This window comes from Streptomyces sp. NPDC001816 (assembly GCF_042892235.1).
Lineage (GTDB): Bacteria > Actinomycetota > Actinomycetes > Streptomycetales > Streptomycetaceae > Streptomyces.
The window spans coordinates 26,625-50,589 of sequence record NZ_JBIATY010000011.1; the positions used below are offsets into that span (position 1 = coordinate 26,625).

Annotated in this window: 19 protein-coding genes and 1 pseudogene; 7 read left to right on the top strand and 13 right to left on the bottom strand. The window is 72.4% G+C overall.

The genetic code is table 11. From position 1 onward, the window contains the following. Positions 1-67: 67 nt before the first annotated feature. From ACFYZZ_RS32430 to ACFYZZ_RS32440, 3 genes are all read right to left on the bottom strand, one after another. A complete protein-coding gene (locus ACFYZZ_RS32430) occupies positions 68-1,531 on the bottom strand; it encodes a glutamate synthase subunit beta (RefSeq protein ID WP_389183574.1) in 1,464 nt (487 codons plus the stop codon). Continuing rightward, on the bottom strand, positions 1,524-6,119 hold the full coding sequence (gene gltB, locus ACFYZZ_RS32435; RefSeq protein ID WP_389183577.1) for a glutamate synthase large subunit: 4,596 nt from the start codon (positions 6,117-6,119) through the stop codon (positions 1,524-1,526). Before gltB ends, ACFYZZ_RS32430 begins: the two co-directional genes overlap by 8 nt. A gap of 406 nt (positions 6,120-6,525) precedes the next feature. Further along, positions 6,526-7,257: a VIT1/CCC1 transporter family protein gene (locus tag ACFYZZ_RS32440; RefSeq protein WP_389183580.1), complete on the bottom strand. Its 732-nt coding sequence runs from the start codon at positions 7,255-7,257 to the stop codon at positions 6,526-6,528. Between the two features lie 252 nt (positions 7,258-7,509). Here ACFYZZ_RS32440 and ACFYZZ_RS32445 point away from each other — a divergent pair. The 7 genes and pseudogenes from ACFYZZ_RS32445 to ACFYZZ_RS32475 all read left to right on the top strand — a co-directional run. Further along, positions 7,510-8,346 (top strand): annotated as a pseudogene (locus ACFYZZ_RS32445) (ADP-ribosylglycohydrolase family protein); the annotation flags it as partial. A 62-nt stretch (positions 8,347-8,408) separates the two neighbouring features. After that, complete coding sequence (locus ACFYZZ_RS32450; protein ID WP_389184262.1) at positions 8,409-9,845, top strand: ADP-ribosylglycohydrolase family protein; 1,437 nt, start codon at positions 8,409-8,411, stop codon at positions 9,843-9,845. An 8-nt stretch (positions 9,846-9,853) separates the two neighbouring features. After that, complete coding sequence (locus ACFYZZ_RS32455) at positions 9,854-11,029, top strand: ADP-ribosylglycohydrolase family protein (RefSeq protein WP_389183583.1); 1,176 nt, start codon at positions 9,854-9,856, stop codon at positions 11,027-11,029. Continuing rightward, positions 11,017-12,384 carry an ADP-ribosylglycohydrolase family protein gene (locus tag ACFYZZ_RS32460; protein WP_389183586.1) on the top strand — a complete coding sequence of 456 codons (1,368 nt, stop codon included), beginning with the start codon at positions 11,017-11,019 and terminating at the stop codon, positions 12,382-12,384. Before ACFYZZ_RS32455 ends, ACFYZZ_RS32460 begins: the two co-directional genes overlap by 13 nt. After that, a complete protein-coding gene (rbsK, locus tag ACFYZZ_RS32465; RefSeq protein ID WP_389183589.1) occupies positions 12,381-13,274 on the top strand; it encodes a ribokinase in 894 nt (297 codons plus the stop codon). Before ACFYZZ_RS32460 ends, rbsK begins: the two co-directional genes overlap by 4 nt. A gap of 2 nt (positions 13,275-13,276) precedes the next feature. Then, complete coding sequence (locus ACFYZZ_RS32470; protein ID WP_389183592.1) at positions 13,277-14,521, top strand: CaiB/BaiF CoA transferase family protein; 1,245 nt, start codon at positions 13,277-13,279, stop codon at positions 14,519-14,521. Then, positions 14,518-15,330, top strand: coding sequence for an HpcH/HpaI aldolase/citrate lyase family protein (locus tag ACFYZZ_RS32475; RefSeq protein WP_389183595.1), 813 nt, complete (start codon positions 14,518-14,520; stop codon positions 15,328-15,330). The genes ACFYZZ_RS32470 and ACFYZZ_RS32475 overlap by 4 nt, the downstream gene beginning before the upstream one ends. A gap of 67 nt (positions 15,331-15,397) precedes the next feature. On the opposite strand, the gene lgt is transcribed toward ACFYZZ_RS32475, so the two are convergent. From lgt to ACFYZZ_RS32525, 10 genes are all read right to left on the bottom strand, one after another. After that, the gene (gene lgt, locus ACFYZZ_RS32480) at positions 15,398-16,387 is read right to left on the bottom strand and encodes a prolipoprotein diacylglyceryl transferase (protein WP_389183598.1); all 990 of its coding nucleotides are present in this window, start codon (positions 16,385-16,387) and stop codon (positions 15,398-15,400) included. 84 nt (positions 16,388-16,471) lie between these two features. Then, positions 16,472-17,242, bottom strand: a complete 771-nt coding sequence (locus ACFYZZ_RS32485) for a DsbA family protein (protein WP_389183601.1) — start codon at positions 17,240-17,242, stop codon at positions 16,472-16,474. A gap of 87 nt (positions 17,243-17,329) precedes the next feature. Continuing rightward, positions 17,330-18,148 (bottom strand): tryptophan synthase subunit alpha, encoded by an 819-nt coding sequence (gene trpA / locus ACFYZZ_RS32490; protein WP_389183604.1) that lies wholly within the window; start codon positions 18,146-18,148, stop codon positions 17,330-17,332. Then, positions 18,145-19,428 (bottom strand): tryptophan synthase subunit beta, encoded by a 1,284-nt coding sequence (gene trpB, locus ACFYZZ_RS32495; protein ID WP_386574226.1) that lies wholly within the window; start codon positions 19,426-19,428, stop codon positions 18,145-18,147. The genes trpA and trpB overlap by 4 nt, the downstream gene beginning before the upstream one ends. Before the next feature lie 65 nt (positions 19,429-19,493). Continuing rightward, a complete protein-coding gene (trpM, locus tag ACFYZZ_RS32500) occupies positions 19,494-19,745 on the bottom strand; it encodes a tryptophan biosynthesis modulator TrpM (RefSeq protein ID WP_386574227.1) in 252 nt (83 codons plus the stop codon). A 21-nt stretch (positions 19,746-19,766) separates the two neighbouring features. Continuing rightward, positions 19,767-20,576: an indole-3-glycerol phosphate synthase TrpC gene (gene trpC / locus ACFYZZ_RS32505; RefSeq protein ID WP_389183608.1), complete on the bottom strand. Its 810-nt coding sequence runs from the start codon at positions 20,574-20,576 to the stop codon at positions 19,767-19,769. Positions 20,577-20,735: 159 nt separating this feature from the next. Next, the gene (locus ACFYZZ_RS32510) at positions 20,736-21,185 is read right to left on the bottom strand and encodes a DUF2752 domain-containing protein (RefSeq protein WP_389183611.1); all 450 of its coding nucleotides are present in this window, start codon (positions 21,183-21,185) and stop codon (positions 20,736-20,738) included. A gap of 172 nt (positions 21,186-21,357) precedes the next feature. After that, a complete protein-coding gene (locus ACFYZZ_RS32515; RefSeq protein ID WP_386574230.1) occupies positions 21,358-21,618 on the bottom strand; it encodes an HGxxPAAW family protein in 261 nt (86 codons plus the stop codon). A gap of 131 nt (positions 21,619-21,749) precedes the next feature. Then, positions 21,750-22,388 carry a TIGR02234 family membrane protein gene (locus tag ACFYZZ_RS32520; protein ID WP_389183614.1) on the bottom strand — a complete coding sequence of 213 codons (639 nt, stop codon included), beginning with the start codon at positions 22,386-22,388 and terminating at the stop codon, positions 21,750-21,752. A 76-nt stretch (positions 22,389-22,464) separates the two neighbouring features. Next, a complete protein-coding gene (locus ACFYZZ_RS32525) occupies positions 22,465-23,958 on the bottom strand; it encodes an anthranilate synthase component I (RefSeq protein WP_389183617.1) in 1,494 nt (497 codons plus the stop codon). Positions 23,959-23,965: the final 7 nt, after the last annotated feature.

Genomic DNA, 23,965 nt, shown 5'->3' on the forward strand with positions numbered 1-23,965 from the left:
GGGACTGTGGGGCAGGCGCCACCAGTGTTCCGTACGCCTTTGTACGGGACGTTCTTCTGCGCAGCCGTCAGACCATCAGCGAGCGGTCCGTCGGGCGGATCGGGGCCGGCAGGTCGCTGGCTCCGGTCAGGTGCCGGTCGACACCGCGGGCGGCCGAGCGGCCCTCCGCGATCGCCCACACGATGAGGGACTGGCCCCGGCCGGCGTCACCGGCGACGAACACACCCGGCACGTTGGTCTGGAAGTCGGCGTCGCGAGCGATGTTACCGCGCTCGTCCAGCTCCAGGCCGAACTGCTCCACCAGACCGTTCTCCCGGTCGGTGCCGGTGAAGCCCATGGCGAGGGTGACCAACTGGGCCGGGATCTTGCGCTCGGTGCCCGGCTTCGGGGTCAGCCTGCCGTCGACGAACTCGACCTCGGTCAGGTGCAGCCACTGCACGTTGCCGTCCTCGTCGCCCTCGAAGTGGGTCGTCGAGACGGAGTAGACCCGCTCGCCGCCCTCCTCGTGCGCCGAGGTGACCTTGTAGAGCATCGGGAAGGTCGGCCAGGGCTGGCTGGTCGGGTGCCGCTCGTCGTTCGGGCGGGGCATGATCTCCAGCTGGGTGACGGAGGCCGCGCCCTGGCGGTGGGCGGTCCCCACGCAGTCGGCGCCGGTGTCGCCACCGCCGATGACGACGACGTGCTTGCCCTCGGCCGAGATCGGCGCGGTGACGTAGTCGCCCTCCTGCACCTTGTTGGCCAGCGGCAGGTACTCCATCGCCTGGTGGATGCCCTGGAGCTCGCGGCCCGGCACCGGCAGGTCACGGGCGGTCGTGGCGCCGGCGGCGATCACGATCGCGTCGTACCGCTTCTTCAGGTCGGTCGCCTTGAGGTCGCGGCCGATCTCGATGCCGGTGCGGAAGCGGGTGCCCTCCGCGCGCATCTGCTCGATGCGGCGGTTGATGTGCCGCTTCTCCATCTTGAACTCGGGGATGCCGTACCGGAGGAGGCCTCCGACGCGGTCCGCGCGCTCGTAGACGGCGACCGTGTGGCCGGCCCGAGTCAGCTGCTGGGCGGCGGCGAGGCCCGCCGGGCCCGAGCCGATGACGGCGACGGTCTTGCCGGACAGGCGCTCGGGGATCTGCGGAGCGACGTCCCCGGTCTCCCACGCCTTGTCGATGATCGAGACCTCGACGTTCTTGATGGTGACCGGCGCCTGGTTGATGCCGAGCACACACGCCGACTCGCAGGGGGCCGGGCAGAGGCGACCGGTGAACTCCGGGAAGTTGTTGGTCGCGTGCAGGCGCTCCTGGGCGGCCGCCCAGTCCTCGCGGTAGGCGTAGTCGTTCCACTCGGGGATCAGGTTCCCCAGCGGACAGCCGTTGTGGCAGAACGGGATGCCGCAGTCCATGCACCGGCTGGCCTGCTTGCTGATGATCGGCAGCAGGGAGCCGGGGACGTAGACCTCGTTCCAGTCCTTGACGCGCTCGGTGACGGGGCGGGTCTTGGCGACCTCACGGCCGTGGTTCAGGAAGCCCTTCGGGTCAGCCATTGATCGCCGCCTCCATCATCTTCTCGGTGATCTCGGTCTCGGAGAGACCGGCTCGCTCGGCGGCGTCCTTGGCGGCGAGCACTGCCTTGTAGGTGCTGGGGATGATCTTGCTGAACCGCGCCACGGCCGTGTCCCAGTCGGCCAGCAGCTTCTCGGCGACCGTCGAGCCGGTCTCCTCGGCGTGGCGGCGCACCACGTCGTGCAGCCACTGCTTGTCCGAGTCGTCCAGCGTCTCGACCGCGCCGACATTGCCGACGTTGACGTTGTCGCGGTCGAGGTCGATGACGTACGCGATGCCGCCGGACATGCCCGCCGCGAAGTTGCGGCCGGTCTGGCCGAGGACCACCGCGCGACCGCCGGTCATGTACTCGCAGCCGTGGTCGCCGACGCCCTCGGAGACGACCAGCGCGCCGGAGTTGCGGACGCAGAACCGCTCACCGGTACGGCCGCGCAGGAACAGCTCGCCGCCGGTGGCGCCGTAGGCGATGGTGTTGCCCGCGATGGTCGAGTACTCGGCGAGGTGGTCGGCCGCACGGTCCGGGCGGACGACGACGCGGCCGCCGGAGAGGCCCTTGCCGACGTAGTCGTTGGCGTCGCCCTCCAGGCGCAGCGTGACGCCGCGCGGCAGGAACGCGCCGAAGGACTGGCCGGCGGAGCCGGTGAAGGTGATGTCGATGGTGTCGTCGGGCAGGCCCGCGCCACCGAACTTCTTCGTCACCTCGTGGCCGAGCATGGTGCCGACCGTGCGGTTGATGTTGCGGATGGCGACCTGGGCGCGCACCGGCTGTGCCTCGGTGGCGTCCGAGGCGGCGAGCGCGTCCGCGGCCAGCTTGATCAGCTCGTTGTCCAGGGCCTTCTCCAGGCCGTGGTCCTGCTCGACGACCTGGTGGCGCACCGCGCCCTCGGGCAGCGCCGGCACGTGGAACAGCGGCTCCAGGTTCAGGCCCTGCGCCTTCCAGTGGTCGACGGCACGGGCGACGTCGAGCGCCTCGGCGTGGCCGACGGCCTCCTCGATGGAGCGGAAGCCCAGCTCGGCGAGGATCTCGCGGACCTCCTCGGCGATGAACTGGAAGAAGTTCACCACGTACTCGGCCTTGCCGTTGAAGCGGTCGCGCAGGGTCGGGTTCTGGGTGGCGATGCCGACCGGGCAGGTGTCCAGGTGGCAGACGCGCATCATCACGCAGCCGGAGACGACCAGCGGAGCGGTCGCGAAACCGAACTCCTCGGCGCCGAGCAGCGCGGCGATGACCACGTCACGGCCGGTCTTCAGCTGGCCGTCCGTCTGGACCACGATCCGGTCGCGCAGGCCGTTGAGCAGCAGCGTCTGCTGCGTCTCGGCCAGGCCCAGCTCCCAGGGACCGCCCGCGTGCTTGAGCGAGGTCAGCGGGGAGGCGCCCGTACCGCCGTCGTGACCCGAGATCAGGACCACGTCCGCGTGCGCCTTGGACACACCGGCCGCGACCGTGCCGACGCCGACCTCCGACACCAGCTTCACGTGGATACGTGCGGCCGGGTTGGCGTTCTTGAGGTCGTGGATCAGCTGGGCCAGGTCCTCGATGGAGTAGATGTCGTGGTGCGGCGGCGGGGAGATGAGACCCACGCCCGGCGTGGAGTGACGCGTCTTCGCGACCCACGGGTAGACCTTGTGGCCGGGCAGCTGGCCGCCCTCGCCGGGCTTGGCGCCCTGGGCCATCTTGATCTGGATGTCGTCCGCGTTGACCAGGTACTCGGAGGTCACACCGAAGCGGCCGGAGGCGACCTGCTTGATGCTGGACCGGCGCGCCGGGTCGTACAGGCGCTCCGGGTCCTCGCCGCCCTCACCGGTGTTGGACTTGCCGCCCAGCTGGTTCATGGCGATGGCGAGGGTCTCGTGCGCCTCCTTGGAGATGGAGCCGTACGACATGGCGCCGGTCGAGAACCGCTTGACGATCTCGCTCGCCGGCTCGACCTCGTCGATGGAAATGGGCCGGCGCTCGGACTTGAAGCCGAACAGGCCGCGCAGCGTCATCAGACGCTCGGACTGCTCGTTCACCCGCTCCGTGTACTTCTTGAAGATGTCGTACCGGCCGGAGCGCGTGGAGTGCTGCAGGCGGAAGATCGTCTCCGGGTCGAACAGGTGCGGCTCGCCCTCGCGGCGCCACTGGTACTCGCCGCCGATCTCAAGGGCGCGGTGCGCCGGGGCGATGCCGGAGGCCGGGTAGGCCTTGGCGTGGCGGGCGGCGACCTCCTTGGCGATGACGTCGATGCCCACGCCGCCGATCTTGCTGGCGGTGCCGTTGAAGTACTTCTCGACGAAGGCGTCCTCCAGGCCGACGGCCTCGAAGACCTGGGCGCCGCGGTAGGAGGCGACGGTCGAGATGCCCATCTTGGACATGACCTTCAGGACGCCCTTGCCGAGGGCGTAGATCAGGTTGCGGATGGCCTGCTCGGGCTCTATGTCCGACAGGAAGGTGCCCGCGCGGACCAGGTCCTCGACGGACTCCATCGCCAGGTACGGGTTCACGGCCGCGGCGCCGAAGCCGATCAGCAGCGCGACGTGGTGGACCTCGCGGACGTCGCCGGCCTCGACCAGCAGGCCCACGTGGGTGCGCTGCTTGGTGCGGATGAGGTGGTGGTGGACGGCCGCGGTGAGCAGCAGCGACGGGATCGGCGCGTGCTCGGCGTCCGAGTGCCGGTCCGAGAGGACGATCAGCCGGGCGCCGTTCTCGATGGCCGCGTCGGCCTCGGCGCAGATCTCGTCGATCCGCGCGGCGAGGGCGTCACCGCCGCCAGAGACCCGGAACAGGCCGGAGAGGGTCGCGGCCTTGAAGCCGGGCATGTCGCCGTCGGCGTTGACGTGGATGAGCTTGGCCAGCTCGTCGTTGTCGATGACCGGGAACGGCAGCACGACGGAGCGGCAGGACGCGGCGGTCGGGTCGAGCAGGTTGCCCTGCGGGCCCAGCGAGCTGCGCAGGGAGGTGACCAGCTCCTCGCGGATCGCGTCCAGCGGCGGGTTGGTGACCTGCGCGAACAGCTGGGTGAAGTAGTCGAAGAGCAGCCGCGGGCGCTCGGAGAGAGCGGCGATCGGCGAGTCGGTGCCCATCGAACCGATCGGCTCGGCGCCGGCCTTGGCCATCGGCGCGAGGATGACGCGCAGCTCCTCCTCGGTGTAGCCGAAGGTCTGCTGGCGGCGGGTGACCGAGGCGTGGGTGTGGACGATGTGCTCGCGCTCGGGCAGGTCGCCCAGCTCGATCTCACCGGCCTCCAGCCACTCGGCGTAGGGAGCCTCGGCGGCGAGCTGCGCCTTGATCTCGTCGTCCTCGATGATGCGGTGCTCGACGGTGTCGACCAGGAACATCTTGCCGGGCTGCAGGCGGCCCTTGCGGACGACCTTGGCCGGGTCGATGTCGAGGACGCCGACCTCGGAGCCGAGGACGACGAGGCCGTCGTCGGTGACCCAGTAACGGCCGGGGCGCAGACCGTTGCGGTCGAGCACGGCGCCGACCTGGGTGCCGTCGGTGAAGGTGACGCAGGCGGGGCCGTCCCAGGGCTCCATCATCGTGGAGTGGAACTGGTAGAAGGCGCGCCGGGCCGGGTCCATGGAGTCGTGGTTCTCCCACGCCTCCGGGATCATCATCAGCACGGCGTGCGGGAGCGAGCGGCCGCCGAGGTGGAGCAGCTCGAGCACCTCGTCGAAGGAAGCGGAGTCGGAGGCGTCCGGCGTACAGACCGGGAAGATGCGGTCCAGCTTCTCCTGGGGGCCGAACAGGTCGGACACCAGCTGGGACTCGCGGGCGCGCATCCAGTTGCGGTTGCCCTTGACGGTGTTGATCTCACCGTTGTGGGCGACGAAGCGGTAGGGGTGCGCGAGCGGCCACGACGGGAAGGTGTTCGTGGAGAAGCGCGAGTGGACGAGCGCGACGGCCGAGGCGAAGCGGCGGTCGGACAGGTCCGGGAAGAAGGGCTCCAGCTGGCCGGTGGTCAGCATGCCCTTGTAGACGATCGTGCGGGCGGAGAGCGACGGGAAGTAGACACCGACCTCCCGCTCGGCGCGCTTGCGCAGCACGAAGGCCTTGCGGTCCAGCGCGATGCCCTCGCTGGCGCCGTCGGCGACGAAGATCTGCCGGAAGACCGGCATGGTGGACCGGGCGGTGGCACCCAGCAGTTCCGGTGCGACGGGAACCTCGCGCCAGCCGAGGACGGTCAGGCCCTCGTCGGCCGCGATCGTCTCGATCCGCGAGACGGCGTCCTGGGTCCCCTCACCCGGCAGGAAGGCGATGCCCACGGCATACGAGCCCGCCGCGGGAAGGTCGAATCCGACCACCTCACGGAAGAAGGCGTCGGGCACCTGGGAGAGGATGCCGGCGCCGTCGCCGGAGTCGGGCTCGGAGCCGGTGGCGCCGCGGTGCTCGAGGTTGCGCAGGACAGTCAGCGCCTGCTCGACCAGCGCATGGCTCGCCTCACCGGTGAGGGTGGCCACGAAGCCGACGCCACAGGCGTCGCGCTCGTTGCGGGGGTCGTACATACCCTGCGCAGCAGGGCGAGCATCCATGAACGACCAGTTCTGGCCATTCGCGGAATGCTGGGACGGCTGGCGCGGCGTACGCATCGGCTCTCCCGTCGTCGTCATGTGGCATGTGGCAAGTGCCGAGGGACGACGTTGGCCCTCTGCGGATGTGGCTAAATTTCGTGCAGGTTACATGATGGAGCGGTTCTCGGGAACCGGATACTCCGTTCCAACATGCGGACGCCGCCCGGGTTTGCGGCAGGTGCCGCGGGGTCACGGCAGCGCCGCACACGAGCGACGGGAAAGTATGGGGGGACCGAGCGGGACAAGATCGATCAGATCGGTGTCCGTCGGCCCGCAGGGGGCGGGTGGAGCGTCGTCGCTCCTCCCGCGAGTGCGCCGCAGGCGTCATTGCCCACAGCGCTTACGGCTCATGCCCGGTGGTTAAGCATTCGAAACCAGCAAGTAACGGCTACTTATGCGGCCCATCGCATAAGTTGCGGTCGCACTATCCTACGGCGGTTCCGAACAGGCTGCCCAGGGCGTATGTCACACCGGCCGCCGCACCGCCCAGCGCGAGCTGCCTGAGGCCGCTGTACCACCAGGTCCGCGCGGTCACCCTGGCCACCACCGCACCACAGCCGAAGAGCCCGGCGAGCGCGAGCAGCAGGGCCGGCCAGAGGGCGGTCGCACCCAGCAGGAACGGCAGCACGGGCAGCAGGGCGCCGAGCGCGAACGACCCGAAGGACGACACGGCCGCGACCAGCGGCGAGGGCAGGTCACCGGGGTCGATGCCCAGCTCCTCGCGGGCATGGATCTCCAGAGCCTGCTCGGGGTCCTCGGACAGCTGCCGGGCGACCTCACGGGCCAGCTGCGGCTCCACCCCACGGGCCACGTAGAGCGCGGCCAGCTCGTCCTCCTCGTCCTGCGGGTGCTTGCGCAGCTCACGCCGCTCGACGTCGAGTTCGGCCTCGACGAGTTCGCGCTGCGAGGCGACGGAGGTGTACTCACCGGCCGCCATGGAGAAGGCACCGGCGGCGAGGCCCGCGAGCCCGGTGATGACGATGGTCTGGTGACCGACGGAACCGCCGGCGACACCGGTCAGCAGAGCGAGGTTGGAGACCAGGCCGTCCATGGCACCGAAGACGGCGGGACGCAGCCAGCCACCGTTCACGTCCCGGTGCGTGTGGTTGTCGCGGTGCGCCTCGTGCAGCGCCGCCTCGGTCTCGATGATGGCCATGCGGGTCCCCCAGGAAGATTAGCCAAAGCTAACTTTGGATGAGTTCTACTTTTCGACAACAACGAACGTACGCCGATAATTTCATCGCCGCCAGCAAGGAAAGGCTGGGCTAACCTGCGGTTTTACCGCTGAACGCTCATCCGTGATCATGACTGCTCAGATGCCGACCGGGTGACACGGCGGCCGCCGAGGCTCACCCGCACCCCTCCCGTGGCAGACATCCGCAAAGGTCCCGCGAAGGAGAGGCCGCCCATGGCATCGATCGCCTGCACTCCCCAGGCCGCGGCGCCCGGGGACGCCGCCGGACTGCGCGAACGGGCCCGCGGCGCTCTGCTCGGCCTGGCCGTCGGAGACGCGCTCGGGGCGCCCGCGGAGAACCTGAAGCCCTCCGAGATCCGCGCCCGCTGGGGCCGCATCACGGGGTTCGTCACCGAGGAGCCGTGCGGTACGGACGACACCGAGTACGCGATCTTCTCGGGCCTGCTGCTGGCCCGGCACGGCTCGGCACTCACCCCCGCCCATGTCGAGGCCGCGTGGCACGAGTGGATCGCCGACCGGGCCGAGGGCTCCTTCCGCGGCGCGGGCTTCAGCGAGCGGGGCACGCTGGAGAACCTCCGCCGCGGCCTCGCGGCGCCCATCTCCGCCCAGCACCGGCACGCCTGGAGCGACGGCCTGGCGATGCGGGCGGCGCCCTTCGGCGTCTTCGCGGCGGGCCGCCCCGCCGAAGCGGCCCGTCTGGTGGCGATCGACGGCCTGGTCAGCCACGAGGGCGAGGGCATCTACGGCGGCCAGGCGGTCGCGGCGGGAGTGGCGGCGGCGATGGCGGGCGCCTCGTCCGCGGTGGTGATCGCCTCGGCGCTCGCCGTCGTCCCCGAGGACTCCTGGACAGCCCGCTCGCTGCGGCGGGCGGTGACCGTGGCCCACCGCGGCGAACGCGCGGTCCGCTCCGCGGTGGTCATCGGCGGCTACCCCTGGACCGACCTGGCCCCCGAGGCGGTCGCCCTCGCCTTCGGCGCGTACGCGGCGGCGGACGGCGACTTCCGGGAGGCGGTCCTCACGGCGGTCAACATGGGCCGCGACGCGGACACGACGGCCGCGGTGGCGGGCGCCCTGTCGGGCGCGACCCAGGGCATCTCGGCGATCCCCCCGGACTGGGCCTCGGCCATCGGCCCGGCCCGCGGTCGCTGCCTGCCCTCCATGGCCGGCCACCACGTCCTGGACGTGGCGGAGCTGCTGGTGCCGGGGGAGGGCGGAAAGTGGGGGGCGGGGGTGGTGCAGCCGGACTTCTCGCCGGAGGACGTCCGGGGCCATGGACCGACCATTTCTCAGCCGACCGAGCCACCCACACCCCACCCCACCACTTCCCAGCCACCCGAGTCGGGTGGTGGGTGGGCAAAGGTCCGGGGGTCCAGGGGGCAGAGCCCCCTGGTGGGTGCGGCCAACTCCGCTCACCAGGACAGCGAGGCCCAGCCGTGACGCGCCGCATCGAGGGACTCCTGCTGGGCCTGGCCGCAGGCGACGCCGCCGGCTGGCCCGCCGCCCGGCACCGCGCCGCCAGAATGCCCGAGTGGACCCGCCGCCTGACCCGCGAACTGGACACCTTCGCCGAGCAGAACGCCACCACCACCCTGCCCGTGCCGATCGCGCTCAACCAGCCGCCGGAACCCCTCCGCCTCGGCCCCTCCGACGACGCCGAGTGGGCGGCGTTCGCCGCGGAGGCGGTCCTGCGGGCCGGCGACGACGACGTGCTCGGCGACCTCAGCCGGGAACGCCGTATGCGCGCCGCCATCGACCTCACCTGGACCGCCGTCGCCGCCGAGGTCGCCGCGGCGGCGGACCGCGCGCCCGAGATCGAGTCCGCCGTACTGCCCCTGCGCGCCCGCATCTCCGTCCGCGCCGGCCTCGGCAACCTCGCCGCCGGTCTGCGCCCGCCCGCCACCGGCCACGACAACCCGCACTACTTCGACGACGCCGCCTGCGTCCGCGCCTGCGTCCTCGCGGTGGCCCACCCCGGCGACCCCCAACGCGCCGCCGGCCTCGCCGAGTTCGACGCCCGCTACACCCAGGACGGCGACGGCGTGCACGGCGCCCGCGCGATGGCGGCGGCCCTCGCGCTCGCCCTCACCGGAGCGGACCCGGACACCTGTGTGACGGCCGCGCTCACCGAACTGCCCGCGGCGACGGAGATCGGCCGCAACACCCGCCACGCCCTCGCCCTGGCCGAGGACAGCGAGTCGGCGTTCGCCCTCGTCCCCCTCCTCGAACACCAGATCGTCGACCACGTCTACAGCTACGGCATCGCCGCCGCCGAGACCGTCCCCGTCGCCCTGGCCCTCGCCACGGCCGCCCGCGGCCGCCTCGCCGAGGCCGTCCCCGCCGCCGCCTGTCTGTCCCGGGTCGCAGACTCCGCCCCCGCCCTCGCGGGCGCGCTCACCGGCGCCCTGGGCGGCGGCGCGGCCGTCCCGGCCGGCTGGCGCGACGCCTGCCGCATCCTCTCCGGCTGCACCCTCCCCCGCCTCACCGGCACCGACCTGGTGGAACTCGCCGGACTCCTGGAAGCCGCACAACGGGCCCGACCAGGAGGATGATTCGGGGCATGACGCCCATAGGAGAAGAAAGCCGCGGGCCCGGCCTGGACGAGCGGATCACCGGAGCCCTGGTCGGAGCCGCCGTCGGCGACGCGCTCGGCGGCCCCGTCGAGGGCTACTCCCCCGACCAGATCACCGACCGCCACGGGGGCCGGGTCCACGGCATCGTCGGCCCCTGGCACGGCGACGACTGGCGCACGGCCCGCCCCATCGCCCCGTACCACAAGGGCGACGGCCACGTCACCGACGACACCTTGATGACCCACGCGCTGGTCAGGGTCTACGCCCGCGTTCGCGACCACCTCGACGCGTACGCCGTCGCCGAGCACCTGGTCCCGGACCTGATGACCAACCCGCGCTGGATCCCGGAGCTGGAGGCCGAGGCGCTGCCGCTCCACCGTGTCTTCCTCGCCGAGAAGTGGCTCGTGGCACGGCTGGCCTACGGTCACGTGGACCCCCGGGAAGCGGGCGTCGGCAACATCGTCAACTGCGGTGCGGCGATGTACATGGCCCCCGTCGGCCTGGTCAACGCGGCCGACCCCGCCGGGGCCTACGCCGAGGCGCTGGACATCGCGGGTGCGCACCAGTCGTCGTACGGCCGTGAGGCCGCCGGAGTCTTCGCCGCGGCGGTCGCCGCCGCCACCGCACCGGGCGCGACCCCGGACTCCGTGCTCAGCGCCTGTCTGTCCCTGGCGAAGGACGGCACGCGCACGGCGATCGAGAAGGTCTGCGAAGTGGCGTGCGCCCACGGCGACTTCGAGTCGGCCCTGGTCCCTCTCCGGGCGGCGGTGGCCCCGTACGACACGGTCGGCCCCGACTACCGCGCCCCCTCGCTCGGCGCCCGGCGCCCCTCCCGGCTGCATTCCATCGAGGAACTCCCCATCGCGCTGGGCATGTTGCTGGTCGCCGGCGGCGACTACCGCCAGGCGGTCCTGGGTGCGGTCAACTACGGCCGCGACTGCGACTCGATCGCCACGATGGCCGGCGCACTCGCGGGCGCCCTGGGCTCCCCGGTCCCGGAGGACTGGGCGAAGACGGTGGCGGAGGCGAGCCGCCTGGACCTGTGGGAGCCGGCCCGCACCCTGGCCGCGGTCACCCGCGAGGTCTTCGCCCGGGACGTGCGCCGCCGGCGTGCACACGAGCAGGCCTTCGCGGCGCTCGGAGGCACGGCATGCTCCGCCTGACCTGGGTCCAGCCCGAGGACCTCCTGGGCCACGAACTCCACCAGGCCCGCCTGGACGGCCGGGAACCGTCGAGGATCGAGGCGAGATGGCGGGCGGCGGGCGGCCTGGAGCCACCGGAGCGCGCGGGATCCTCACCGCGGCCGGCATCGCGGTACCTTCGGCTGCTGGCGGAGGACCTGCTGGACGAACTCGCCGACCTGCCCGGCCGGTTGACCGACGACGAGCCGACGGACCTGGCCCGTATCAAGGCACTGTGCCCGGACTGGCCCGAACCCTCCGGACGCCCCACACCCGCCCTCACCCCCCTCGCCCTCGAAGCATCCTGGCTGGGCCGGGCCATCGGCTGTCTCCTCGGCAAACCCGTCGAGAAGCTGCCCCTGGACGGCATCCGCGCCCTCGCCCGGTCCGCCGGCAACTGGCCCCTGTCCACCTGGTTCACCGCGCGCGGCGTCCCCGAAGACCTGCTCGCCCAGTACCCCTGGAACCGCCGCTCCGTCGCGACCTCCCTCGCCGAGAACATCGACGGCATGCCCGAGGACGACGACCTCAACTACCCCCTCCTCAACCTCCTCCTGCTCAGGCGCCACGGAAGGACCTTCACCACCACCGACGTGGCCCGGCTCTGGCTCGACGAACTCCCACCCGGCCGCACCTTCACCGCCGAGCGCATCGCCTTCCGCAACCTCCTCACCGGCATCGAACCCCCGCACACCGCCCGCCACCGCAACCCGTTCCGCGAATGGATCGGCGCCCTGATCCGCGCCGACATGCACGGCTGGACCAACCCGGGCGACCCCGCGGCCGCCGCCGAACAGGCCCACCGCGACGCGCGCCTCACCCACACCGCCAACGGCGTCTACGCGGCCATGTTCACGGCCGCCACCCTCGCGGCGGCGGCGACCGGCACCCACGACATCCACGCCTGCCTGCACACCGGCCGCACCGTGGTCCCACCCCGCTCCCGCCTGGCGCACGCGATCGACCACGCCCTGCGAACGGCCAGGAAACACCAGGACTTCGACGACGTCGTGGACGAACTCCACGCCGCCTACGGCGCGACCCACCACTGGGTCCACGCCATCCCCAACACCGCCCTGATCGTCGCCGCCCTCACCCACGCGGACGGCGACTTCACCGGCTCCGTCTGCCGAGCCGTGTCCGGCGGCTGGGACACCGACTCGGGCGGAGCGACCGCCGGCAGCGTCGCCGGCCTCCTCGCCGGCACCCCGAGCGCGCTCCCCGAGCGCTGGCGGGCCCCGCTGAAGAACCGGCTCGCCACCTCCGTCGCCGACTTCGACGGCACCGGCTTCGATACCCTCGCCCACCTCACGCACCTGGAGGCGACCCGACCATGACCCACATCGCCGTCCTCGGCAGCACCAACATGGACCTCGTCACCTACGTCACCAAGGCTCCGCAGCGCGGCGAGACCGTGACGGGACGGGAGTTCCGTACGATCCCCGGCGGCAAGGGTGCCAACCAGGCGATCGCCGCGGCCCGCGCCGGCGCCACGGTCTCGATGATCGGCGCGGTCGGCAACGACGCCTTCGGGGTGCGCCTGCGCGACACCCTCGAACACTCCGGTGTGGACACCGACTTCCTGCGCACGGTCGAGGGTCCGTCCGGCACCGCGCACATCGTGGTGGACGCCGAGGGCGGCAACTCCATCGTCGTCATCCCCGGCGCGAACGGCACCGTCGACCACCTCGCGCCCGGCGACGAGGGCGTGCTCGCCTCCGTCGACGCCCTGCTGCTCCAGCTGGAGATCCCGCTGGCCGCGGTAGTCGCGGGCGCGCAGACGGCCCACCGGCACGGCGTCCGCACCATCCTCACCCCGGCCCCCGCCCAGCCGCTCCCGCCCGAACTCCTCGCCGCGACCGACCTGTTGGTCCCCAACGAGTACGAGGCGGTCACCCTCACCGGCCGCACCGACCCGCGGGAGGCGGCCGCCGCCCTGCTCGACCTGGTCCCGGAGGTCGTCGTCACCCTGGGCGCGACCGGCAGCCTGTACCTGGCCCGGGGCGCCGAACCCCTGGTGGTGCCCGCACCCGAGGTGAAGGCCGTGGACTCCACAGGGGCGGGCGACACCTTCGTCGGCGCGCTCGCGGTGGCCCTCGCCGAGGAGAAGCCGGTGCGCGAGGCCCTGTCCTGGGCGGCCGCCGCCGCGGCCCTGTCCGTGCAGCGGGAGGGGGCGTCGGCGTCGATGCCGTACCGCCCGGAGATCGACGCGCAGTGCACGGCATGAGCATGAGTACGACCACGAACGCGACGGCGAGTACGACTGCGGCTGCGGGTACGGCCCCGCGGATCCAGCCCCTCGACGGACTGCGGGTCCTCGATCTGGCCACCCTCTTCGCCGGCCCCATGGCCGCGACCCTGCTCGGCGACTTCGGCGCCGAGGTGATCAAGGTGGAGCATCCCGGCCGCCCCGACCCGTCCCGGGGGCACGGCCCGGCGAAGGACGGCGTCGGCCTGTGGTGGAAGGTGCTCGGCCGCAACAAGCGGACCATCACCCTCGACCTGTCCAAGCCCGGCGGCCGCGCGACCCTGCTCCGGCTCGCCGCCACCGCCGACGTGGTGATCGAGAATTTCCGCCCCGGCACCCTGGAGAAGTGGGATCTGGGCTGGGCGGAGCTGTCCGCCGCCAACCCGCGGCTGATCCTCACCCGGGTCACGGCCTTCGGCCAGTTCGGCCCGTACGCGCACCGGCCCGGCTTCGGCACCCTCGCCGAGGCGCTGAGCGGCTTCGCGGCCCTCACCGGCGAACCGGACGCACCGCCGACGCTCCCGCCGTTCGGGCTCGCCGACTCGGTCACGGGCCTGGCCACGGCGTACTCCGTGCTGACGGCCCTGGCCGCACGGGACCGGACCGGCGAGGGGCAGGTCGTGGACATGGCGATCATCGAGCCGATCCTCGCCGTCCTCGGCCCCCAGCCCACCTGGTACGACCAGCTCGGCTACATCCAGGAACGCACCGGCAACCGGTCCGCGAACAACGCCCCGCGCAACACCTACCGCACCGCCGACGGCCGCTGGGTCGCCGTCTCCACCTCCGCGCAGTCGGTGGCGGAGCGGGTGCTGCGGCTGGTGGGCCGCCCGGAGCTGATCGAGGAGCCGTGGTTCGCCACGGGCACGGACCGGGCGGCGCACGCCGACGTCCTGGACGAGGCGGTGGGCTCCTGGATTGCGGCCCGCTCCAGCACCGAGGTCCTCGCGGCCTTCGAGAAGGCGGACGCGGCGGTGGCCCCGGTCCAGGACGCCCGGGACGTGCTGGCAGACCCCCAGTACCAGGCCCTGGACACGGTCACCACCGTCGCCGACCCGGAGCTGGGTCCGCTGCGCATGCAGAACGTGCTCTTCCGGCTGTCCGCCACGCCCGGCGCGATCCGCTGGGCCGGCCGCCCGCACGGCGCCGACACGGAGGCGGTGCTCACCGAGCTGGGCCTGGCCCCGGCCGAGCTGCGCGCCCTGCGCGAGGAGGGCGCGCTGTGACGCCGTTCCCGCTGACCTGGCTCTACGTACCCGGCGACCGACCGCACGTCGTGGCCAAGGCGCTGGCCGCGGGCGCCGACGTGGTGGTGATCGACCTGGAGGACGCGGTCGCCCCCGACCGCAAGGACTACGCCCGCGCGGCCACGACCGAGCGTCTCGGCGAGCCACAGCCCGTCCCGGTCCACGTCCGCGTCAACGCCCTCGACGGCCCCTGGGCGGCCGCCGACCTCACGGCGCTGGCCACACTGCCGGGCGTGTCCGGGCTGCGGCTCCCGAAGGTGACGTCCCCGGGCCAGATCAGGCAGGTCGCCGTGGCCACTCCGGTCCCCCTGTACGCCCTGCTGGAGTCGGCCCTCGGCATCGAGCACGCGTACGCCATCGCCACCGCCCATCCGTCCCTGCGGGGTGTCTCCCTCGGCGAGGCCGACCTCCGGGCCGACCTGGGGGTACGGGCCGACGCGGGCCTCGACTGGCCCCGCTCCCGGGTGGTCGTCGCGGCCCGCGCGGCCGGCCTGGCACCGCCGGCCCAGTCCGTCCACCCCGACATCCGTGACCTGGACGGCCTGGCCGCCTCCTGCGCCCGCGGCCGCGCCCTCGGCTTCCTGGGCCGGGCGGCGATCCACCCACGGCAGCTGCCGGTGATCGAGCGGGCGTATCTCCCGACGTCCGCGGAGATCGAGTCAGCGGAAACGATCATCAAGGCCGCGGCCACGAACGAAGGCGCCCAGGCCCTGCCCGACGGCCGCTTCGTCGACGCGGCGGTGGTGGCGGCAGCGCAGCGGACTCTGTCGTTGGGGCGGCGGCACTGAACCTTCCTCCGCACGCACCGAGGGCGCCCGGAAGATTCCGGGCGCCCTCGGTGTCGTACAACAGCCGTCAGCTCTTCTTCGCCGACTCCGCCTCGTCCTTCGCCTCCACGGCATCAGGCTCGGCCTTGCCCTCTGCCTCGTCCCCGGCCTTGTCCTCGACCTCGGCGTCGGCCTTGGCCTCGGCGCCGGCTTCCTCACCGTCGGCTTCGGCGGCTGCGACGCCCTCGGTCGGACCGTCGGAGGCGCCCGGTTCCACCACCGTTTCACGGCCCGGCCGCTTCTTGGCCGACACCACGATGTACGTCACCGCCAGCAGGAACACGATGATCGCGGTCCAGTCGTTGAGGCGGAGGCCCAGGATGTGGTGGGCGTCGTCGACGCGCATGTACTCGATCCAGCCGCGGCCCACGCAGTACGCGGCGACGTACAGGGCGAAGGCCCGGCCGTGGCCCAGCTGGAAGCGGCGGTCGGCCCAGATGACCAGGAGGGCGACGCCGATGCACCACAGGGACTCGTAGAGGAAGGTCGGGTGGTAGTAGCCCGGTACCCGGCCGCCCTCGGAGGAGGTGATGTGCAGCGCCCACGGCACATGGGTCTCGCGTCCGTACAGCTCCTGGTTGAACCAGTTGCCCCAGCGGCCGATGGCCTGCGCGAAGGCGATGCCGGGGGCGATGGCGTCGGCGTAGGCGGGCAGCGGGATGCCCCGGCGCCGGCAGCCGATCCACGCGCCCACCGCACCGAGCGCGATCGCGCCCCAGATGCCGAGGCCGCCCTCCCACACCTTGAAGGCGTCCACCCAGTCACGGCCCGGGCTGAAGTACAGCTCGTAGTCCGTGATCACGTGGTAGAGCCTGCCGCCGACGAGGCCGAAGGGAACGGCCCAGACAGCGATGTCGGCAACCGTGCCGGCTCGCCCGCCCCGGGCGATCCAGCGCTTGTTGCCGAGCCAGACGGCGACGAAGACGCCGATGATGATGCAGAACGCGTAGGCGCGCAGCGGAATCGGTCCGAGGTTCCAGACCCCGCGCGACGGGCTGGGAATGTAGGCAAGTTCCATGGCAAGGTCGACGCTACCGTGCCGGGCCGTGAGGACGGCAGGCAGCCCGGCTACGGGTCCATAACGGGCACGTGAGAAACACGCTTACCCGCGGTTCGCGTCCTCCACCATCTGCTTGAGCTTCGCCGGGGTCATCGTCTGGTCCGCGTAGATGTTCTTGCCGCCGAACAGGACGGTGGGCGTGCCGCTGAAGCCGCCGGTCTGGAAGGCCTTGTGGGACTTGTTCACCCAGCTGTCGTGGGTGCCGTCCTTGACGCACTTCTGGAACGCGGGGGTGTCGAGGCCGTTCACCTTGCCGGCCAGCTGGATCAGCTTGGCGTTGTCCCCGAAGGCGTCGTCGGTCTCCTTCGGCTGGTTCGCGTACAGCACGTCGTGGTAGTCGCGGAACTTTCCGGCGTCCTGGGCGCAGGCCGCGGCGTTGGCAGCGCGCAGCGAGCCGGTGCCGCCGAGGTTGCCGTCGATCAGCCGGACCAGGTGGTACTCGACTCTGAGCTTGCCCGCGTCGGTCAGCTCGTGGAGCGTGGGCCGGTACATCGTCTCGAAGGACTGGCAGGCCGGGCAGCGGAAGTCCTCCCAGACCGTGAGCGTCGCCTTGGCGCCGTCCTTGCCGACCGGGATCGCGAGACTGTCCTTGCCCTGCGCGCCGGAGGGCGCCACGACCGGGCTCGCGCTGGCGGTCTTCTTGCCCGAGTTGGCGGCGATCACCCCGATCACCGCCGCGAGCCCCAGGACGCAGACGACGCTCGCACCCACGATCAACGCGCGCCGTCGCTTCTCCGCGGACTTCTGCTTCTCGCGCTCGACCGCCAGCCGCTCCCGGGCGGTGCGCTTTCCGTCACGGTTCTTCTCGCTCACACCCCCAGAACGAACCGGGGAGGCGCAGCGCGCCTCCCCGACCTGAGGTCCACTCGTTCGAGTGACCGAATCTTCCGTTACGGACGGTTACGCCTGTCCGCGTACACCCCGCGCCAGGTCACCGGCGAGCCCGCGCACCGCCTCGATGCCGGAGGCGTGGTCCGGGGCGTCCAGCATCCGCTTCACGAACGCCGAGCCGACGATGACGCCGTCGGCGAAGCCGGCGACCTCGGCGGCCTGGGCCGCGTTGGAGACGCCGAGCCCGACGCACACCGGCAGCGGGCTGCCCGTGGCCCGGGTGCGCTCGACCAGGTCGTGGGCCTGGACGCCGACCGACTCACGGGTGCCGGTGACACCCATCAGCGAGGCCGCGTAGACGAAGCCGCTGCCCGCCGCGGTGATCTGGGCGAGCCGCTCGTCCCTGCTGCTGGGGGCGACGACGAAGACGGTGGCGAGACCGTGCTTCTCCGCGTGCTCCCTCCACAGGCCCGACTCCTGGACCGGCAGGTCGGGCAGGATGCAGCCCGCGCCGCCCGCCTCGGCCAGCTCGGCGGTGAAGCGCTCCACGCCGTAGCGGTCGATGGGGTTCCAGTAGGTCATCACGAGCACCGGCTTCCCGGTCGCCTCGTGCGCCTCCCGGACCGTCCGCATGACGTCCGCGATCCTGACTCCGCCGCGCAGGGCGATGTCGTCGGCGGTCTGGATGACCGGGCCGTCGAGGACCGGGTCGCTGTGCGGCAGACCGACCTCGACGACGTCGGCGCCGCCGTCGAAGACGGCCTTGATCGCCTCGATGCCGCCGTCCACGGTCGGGAAGCCGGCCGGGAGGTAGGCGATGAGGGCGGAGCGCCCCTCCGCCTTGGCGGCGGCGAGGGTGTCGTTCAGAAGCTGAATGTTGCCGCTCACTTGGCGTCCCCCTCGATCTCGGCGGTGTCGGCTTCGTTGGCGGCCACCTCGGCGTCGGTGTCGTAGAGGCCGAAGTAGCGCGCCGCCGTGTCCATGTCCTTGTCGCCGCGGCCGGACAGGTTGATGACGATCAGCCCGTCCTTGCCCAGCTCCTTGCCGACCTCCAGGGCACCGGCGAGGGCGTGGGCGCTCTCGATGGCCGGGATGATGCCCTCGGTGCGCGACAGCAGGCGCAGGGCCTGCATGGCGGCGTCGTCGGTGACCGCGCGGTACTCGGCGCGGCCGCTGTCCTTGAGGTAGGAGTGCTCGGGGCCGATGCCCGGGTAGTCCAGACCGGCTGAGATCGAGTACGGCTCGGTGATCTGGCCCTCGTCGTCCTGCAGGACGTAGGAGCGGGAGCCGTGCAGGATACCGGGCTCGCCCGCGGTCAGGGTGGCCGCGTGCTCGCCGGTCTCCACGCCGTGCCCGGCCGGCTCGCAGCCGATCAGGCGGACGCCCTCGTCGGGGATGAAGGCGTGGAAGAGGCCGATGGCGTTGGAGCCACCGCCGACGCAGGCGACGGCGGCGTCGGGGAGACGGCCGGCGCGCTCCAGGAGCTGCCGCCGTGCCTCCACGCCGATCACCCGGTGGAAGTCGCGGACCATGGCCGGGAAGGGGTGCGGGCCGGCGACCGTGCCGAACAGGTAGTGGGTGTGGTCGACGTTGGCGACCCAGTCCCGGAACGCCTCGTTGATGGCGTCCTTCAGCGTGCGGCTGCCGGACTTCACGGCGACGACCTCGGCGCCGAGCATGCGCATACGGGCCACGTTGAGGGCCTGGCGCTGGGTGTCGATCTCGCCCATGTAGATGGTGCAGTCGAGGCCGAACAGGGCGCAGGCGGTGGCCGTGGCGACGCCGTGCTGGCCGGCGCCGGTCTCCGCGATGACGCGGGTCTTGCCCATGCGCTTGGTGAGCAGGGCCTGGCCGAGAACATTGTTGATCTTGTGGGAGCCGGTGTGGTTCAGGTCTTCCCGCTTGAGGAACACCCGGGCGCCACCGGCGTGTTCGGCGAACCTCGGCACCTCGGTGAGGGCGCTGGGGCGGCCGGTGTAGTTGACGAGCAGGTCGTCCAGCTCGCGGGCGAACTCGGGGTCGTGTTTCGCCTTCTCGTACTCGACGGCGACCTCGTCCACGGCGGCGACGAGGGCCTCCGGGATGAACTTGCCGCCGAACGCGCCGAAGTAGCCTTCGACGCTGGGCACCTGGCCGGTGGGGTCAGGGATGAAGAACTCGCTGGGCATGCGGATACCTCACGGTGAGTGGAGTGGTGTGTGAACAGCACTGATCGCCGTGGGGGCGGGGATCGTCAGTCGGCTGCGGGCCCGTTGTGGCTGGTCGCGGCCGCGCGGCGGAGCCGCATGTTCGGGCACTGCCCCGCGCCCCTACAGGTCGGCTGCTGCCATCGCATGCCGTTGACTTGCCCCGGCTCGTCACCGATGACGTACCGCACCCGTCGGCCGTGCACCCTGCGGGCGGGCGCGCGGCAGCCACGCGGGCGGCAGCCGCGCGCGAGGCGGGCGTACCGGTCCGTGGCCGTGGCGGGTGTGGTCGCAGTCATCGCGGCAAGCCTATCCGCTGATCAGCTTCGGCCGTGCCGCAGCGCGGGGTGCTCGCCCGCCGCGACCAGGTCGGAGACAGCCGTCTTCGGGTCCTTGCCGGTGACCAGGGACTCGCCCACCAGGACCGCGTCGGCGCCGGCGTTGGCGTACGCGATCAGGTCGTGCGGCCCGCGCACACCGGACTCGGCGACCTTGACGATGCCCTCGGGGATCTCCGGGGCCACCCGCTCGAAGGTGCCGCGGTCGACCTCCAGGGTCTTCAGGTTGCGCGCGTTGACGCCGATGATCTTGGCGCCCGCGGCCACGGCCCGCTCGACCTCGTCCTCGTCGTGCACCTCGACGAGCGGGGTGAGACCGATGGAGACGGCACGCTCGATCAGCGACTCGAGAGCCGGCTGTTCCAGGGCGGCCACGATCAGCAGCGCGAGGTCGGCGCCGTACGCGCGGGCCTCCCACAGCTGGTACGACGTGACGATGAAGTCCTTGCGCAGGACCGGGATGTCCACCCGCGCGCGGACGGCCTCCAGGTCGGCCAGCGAGCCGCCGAAGCGGCGCTGTTCGGTGAGGACGGAGATGACGGCGGCACCGCCCGCCTCGTAGTCCGCCGCGAGCCCGGCCGGGTCGGCGATCGCGGCCAGCGCGCCCTTGGAGGGGCTGGAGCGCTTGACCTCGCAGATCACCTTGACACCGTCGCCCTTGAGCGCGGCCACCCCGTCCTTGGCGGCGGGGGCCTTCGCCGCACGCTCCTTGAGCTCGTCGAGGCTGACGCGTGCCTGCCGCTCCGCGAGGTCGGCACGGACTCCGTCGATGATCTCGTCGAGCACACTCACGCGAGCGGCCCCCTTTCAGACGGTTGTTCCTTCGGGTTCTGAAAACCCTTGGTCACTTTGATGGTATCCGCAGGTCCACGATGGGCCTGCATCCGAGCTGTACCGGTCCCACCACCTGGACATTCCGTGGACTGGTCCGAGAGCGGTCCAGGAGCCGGTCTAGGGGTGCAGCCAGCCGCCGCCCGGCAGGTTCCGAACCACGGTGAAGACCAGCAGCAACGCGCCGATGCTCCACATCTGTACCCGCCCGAGTTCGATCCGCAGCGGCCGGCCGCGCACCGCGCGGACCACCCAGACGGTCCACAGCACCGCGAAGGCCAGGTAGGCGGCCACGCCCGCCGCGTTGTCGTGCAGGGCGGTGAGGAAGTCGCCGTGGACGAAGGCGTGCGCGCTGCGCAGTCCGCCGCAGCCGGGGCAGTACAGGCCGGTGAGCCGGTACAGGGGGCACACCGGGTAGTGGCCGGCTTCGTTCGGGTCGACCGTGCCGACGTACGCGAAGGCGCCGCCGACGGCCGCGATCAGGCCGGCCGGAAGGGCGAGCCGGCCCCACAGGGCGGGCGGCGGGCTGGTGCGCGGGGCGCTGTGGCTGTCGGCGTTCACGCTAGGCATTCTGCCCCGCACGCCCCGCGCACGCGCGCGAGGGGGCGGGCTCGGCGGCGCCGACTCGCACCGGGCCGCGCGTAGCCGTCGGCGACATACGCCGACCGCGCCCCCGATACGCGCGAGGGGCGGCCCGTACCCTCCTCGGGTTCGGGCCGCCCCTCGTGGGAAGCGGTGGTGCTCAGCTCTCGGCGGCGGCCGGCTCGCGGGTCGCGGCGGGGGCCGCGTGCGTGACGGCGAGCGCCTGCTGCTTCGGCTGGCCGAGGCCCATGGCGCGCATCGCGGCGCCCACGACGCCGCCGAGGAGCACGAGCACCATGCCGGCCCAGAAGCCCACGGGCTGGGCCATCACCATGAAGGCGCCCGCGACGCAGAAACCGATGAAGGCGATGGTGACGCCGGTCCAGGCGGCCGGGGTGTGACCGTGGCTGCTGCCCGCCATGACTTGCTCCTCGTTGCTGTGTGTCCTAGTCCGAGCCGGACGCTCGTCGTCCATTGTTCCGTACGCGCACGCATGGCGGACGCTGGGGTGACGTCTGGTTCGCCACATCTGCGCCCCCAGGTGGTACCTGCTCAGGCGCCGGTCGGATCCTCGCCCCGGTCCAGGGCCTTCCAGATCTCCTCGGGCCGCTCCGGGTCCACCGGTCGCGCCTTGCGCCGCGGGCGGTCGGCCCCGCGCTCGTAGCGGCCGGACATGGCGGGCCACCGGCTGCCGTAGCGCAGGGCCAGCAGCCCGGCGAGCAGGATCAGGACGCCGCCGACGGCCGCGACGTACGGCCAGCCGGTGTGGCTGAGGGCGGCGACCGTGGCCGAGGTGTCGCCGGTGGTCTGTGCGGCCTTCTCGTCCAGCGCGGAGCCGTCGGACGCCCCGACGAGGGCGGCGGCGACGCTGCCCGCGCCGGAGAGCGCGAGCAGCGCGGCGACGGCGAGGCGGCCCGCCCCGCGGACGGCGAAGACGGCGACGAGCGCGGCGAGGCCCACTATGGCGAGGGCCGCGGGGACGCCCGTGACGTCGCTGCCCTTGGCGGTCAGCGGGAACGCGCCGCCGGCCACCGTGGCGGTGCCCTCCGCCCAGCGCTGCCGGGTCGCGAGCAGCGCCACGGCCGCGCCGAGCGCACCGAACAGCAGGGCGAGGGCGAGGCTCCGGCGGCCGGACCGGGCGGGCGCGGCGGCTTCGGAACGGGGGTGAGGTACGGCAGTCACGTAGTCCACTATCGCTTGAACCCCGGGCGAACCGTCACCCGGGGTTCACGTCGGACGCTCTCAACCGTCCTTCACCGACCGGCTCCTACCGTCCGAGACGGTTCGCCGTGTGGACGGCTCGCAGTACCGCGGCGGCCTTGTTGCGGCACTCCTGGTCCTCGGCGACCGGGTCGGAGTCCGCGACGATGCCCGCGCCGGCCTGCACATAGGCCGTGCCGTCCCGGAGCAGGGCGGTGCGGATGGCGATGGCGGTGTCGGAGTCGCCGGCGAAGTCGAGGTAGCCGACGCAGCCGCCGTACAGGCCGCGGCGGGACGGCTCGAGTTCGTCGATGATCTGCATGGCGCGGGGCTTGGGCGCGCCGGACAGGGTGCCCGCCGGGAAGCAGGCGGTCAGCACGTCGAAGGCCGTACGGCCCTGGGCGACCCGGCCGGTGACCGTGGACACGATGTGCATGACGTGCGAGTAGCGCTCGATGGACATGAAGTCCACGACCTCCACCGAGCCGGGCTCGCAGACCCGGCCGAGGTCGTTGCGGCCGAGGTCGACCAGCATCAGGTGCTCGGCACGCTCCTTGGGGTCGGCGAGCAGCTCCTCGGCGAGGGCCTGGTCCTCCTGCGGGGTGGCGCCGCGGTGCCGGGTGCCGGCGATGGGGTGGACCATCGCGCGCCCGTCCTCGACCTTGACCAGCGCCTCCGGGGAGGAGCCGACGACGTCGAATGCGCCTCCATCCCCGTGGGGGAACCGGAACAGGTACATGTACGGGGACGGGTTGGTGGCCCGCAGGACCCGGTAGACGTCCAGCGCGCTCGCCGTGCACGGGGTCTCGAAGCGCTGGGAGGGCACGACCTGGAAGGCCTCGCCCGCGCGGATGCGCTCCTTGACGTCCTCCACGGCCGCCTGGAAGTCGGGGCCGCCCCACAGGGCGGTGTACTCGGGCAGTTCGGAGGGCGGCAGGACGGCCGGGGGCTGGGCGACCGCCCGGGACAGGTCGGCCTCCATGGCGTCGAGGCGGGCCACGGCGTCGGCGTAGGCCTCGTCCACCCCGGTGTCGAGGTCGTTGTGGTTGATCGCGTTGGCGATCAGCAGGACCGAGCCCTCCCAGTGGTCCATGACGGCGAGGTCGCTGGTGAGGAGCATGGTCAGCTCGGGCAGCTTCAGGTCGTCGCGCTCGCCGGGGCCGATCTTCTCCAGGCGGCGGACGATGTCGTAGCCGAGGTAGCCGACCATGCCGCCGGTGAAGGGCGGCATGCCCTCCTGGTGCGGGGTGTGCAGGGCCTGGAGGGTGGCGCGCAGGGCGGCGAGCGGGTCGCCGCCGGTGGGGACGCCGACGGGCGGGGCGCCGAGCCAGTGGGCCTCGCCGTCCCGTGCGGTGAGGGTCGCGGCGGAGCGCACGCCCACGAAGGAGTAGCGGGACCAGGAGCGGCCGTTCTCCGCGGACTCCAGCAGGAAGGTGCCGGGGCGTTCGGCGGCGAGCTTGCGGTAGAGCGCGACCGGGGTGTCGCCGTCGGCGAGGAGCTTGCGCGTGACCGGGATGACGCGTCGGTCGGTGGCGAGCTTGCGGAAGGTCTCGAGGTCCATGGCGGCT

What these genes read in the sequence shown, in the direction of transcription:
- ACFYZZ_RS32430 (WP_389183574.1), bottom strand. Translation starts at nt 1,531, where the DNA reads ATGGCTGACCCGAAGGGCTTCCTGAACCACGGCCGTGAGGTCGCCAAG.
- gltB (WP_389183577.1), bottom strand. Translation starts at nt 6,119, where the DNA reads ATGCGTACGCCGCGCCAGCCGTCCCAGCATTCCGCGAATGGCCAGAAC.
- ACFYZZ_RS32440 (WP_389183580.1), bottom strand. Translation starts at nt 7,257, where the DNA reads ATGGCCATCATCGAGACCGAGGCGGCGCTGCACGAGGCGCACCGCGAC.
- ACFYZZ_RS32455 (WP_389183583.1), top strand. Translation starts at nt 9,854, where the DNA reads ATGACGCCCATAGGAGAAGAAAGCCGCGGGCCCGGCCTGGACGAGCGG.
- ACFYZZ_RS32460 (WP_389183586.1), top strand. Translation starts at nt 11,017, where the DNA reads ATGCTCCGCCTGACCTGGGTCCAGCCCGAGGACCTCCTGGGCCACGAA.
- rbsK (WP_389183589.1), top strand. Translation starts at nt 12,381, where the DNA reads ATGACCCACATCGCCGTCCTCGGCAGCACCAACATGGACCTCGTCACC.
- ACFYZZ_RS32470 (WP_389183592.1), top strand. Translation starts at nt 13,277, where the DNA reads ATGAGTACGACCACGAACGCGACGGCGAGTACGACTGCGGCTGCGGGT.
- lgt (WP_389183598.1), bottom strand. Translation starts at nt 16,387, where the DNA reads ATGGAACTTGCCTACATTCCCAGCCCGTCGCGCGGGGTCTGGAACCTC.
- trpB (WP_386574226.1), bottom strand. Translation starts at nt 19,428, where the DNA reads ATGCCCAGCGAGTTCTTCATCCCTGACCCCACCGGCCAGGTGCCCAGC.
- trpM (WP_386574227.1), bottom strand. Translation starts at nt 19,745, where the DNA reads ATGACTGCGACCACACCCGCCACGGCCACGGACCGGTACGCCCGCCTC.
- ACFYZZ_RS32510 (WP_389183611.1), bottom strand. Translation starts at nt 21,185, where the DNA reads ATGCCTAGCGTGAACGCCGACAGCCACAGCGCCCCGCGCACCAGCCCG.
- ACFYZZ_RS32515 (WP_386574230.1), bottom strand. Translation starts at nt 21,618, where the DNA reads ATGGCGGGCAGCAGCCACGGTCACACCCCGGCCGCCTGGACCGGCGTC.
- ACFYZZ_RS32525 (WP_389183617.1), bottom strand. Translation starts at nt 23,958, where the DNA reads ATGGACCTCGAGACCTTCCGCAAGCTCGCCACCGACCGACGCGTCATC.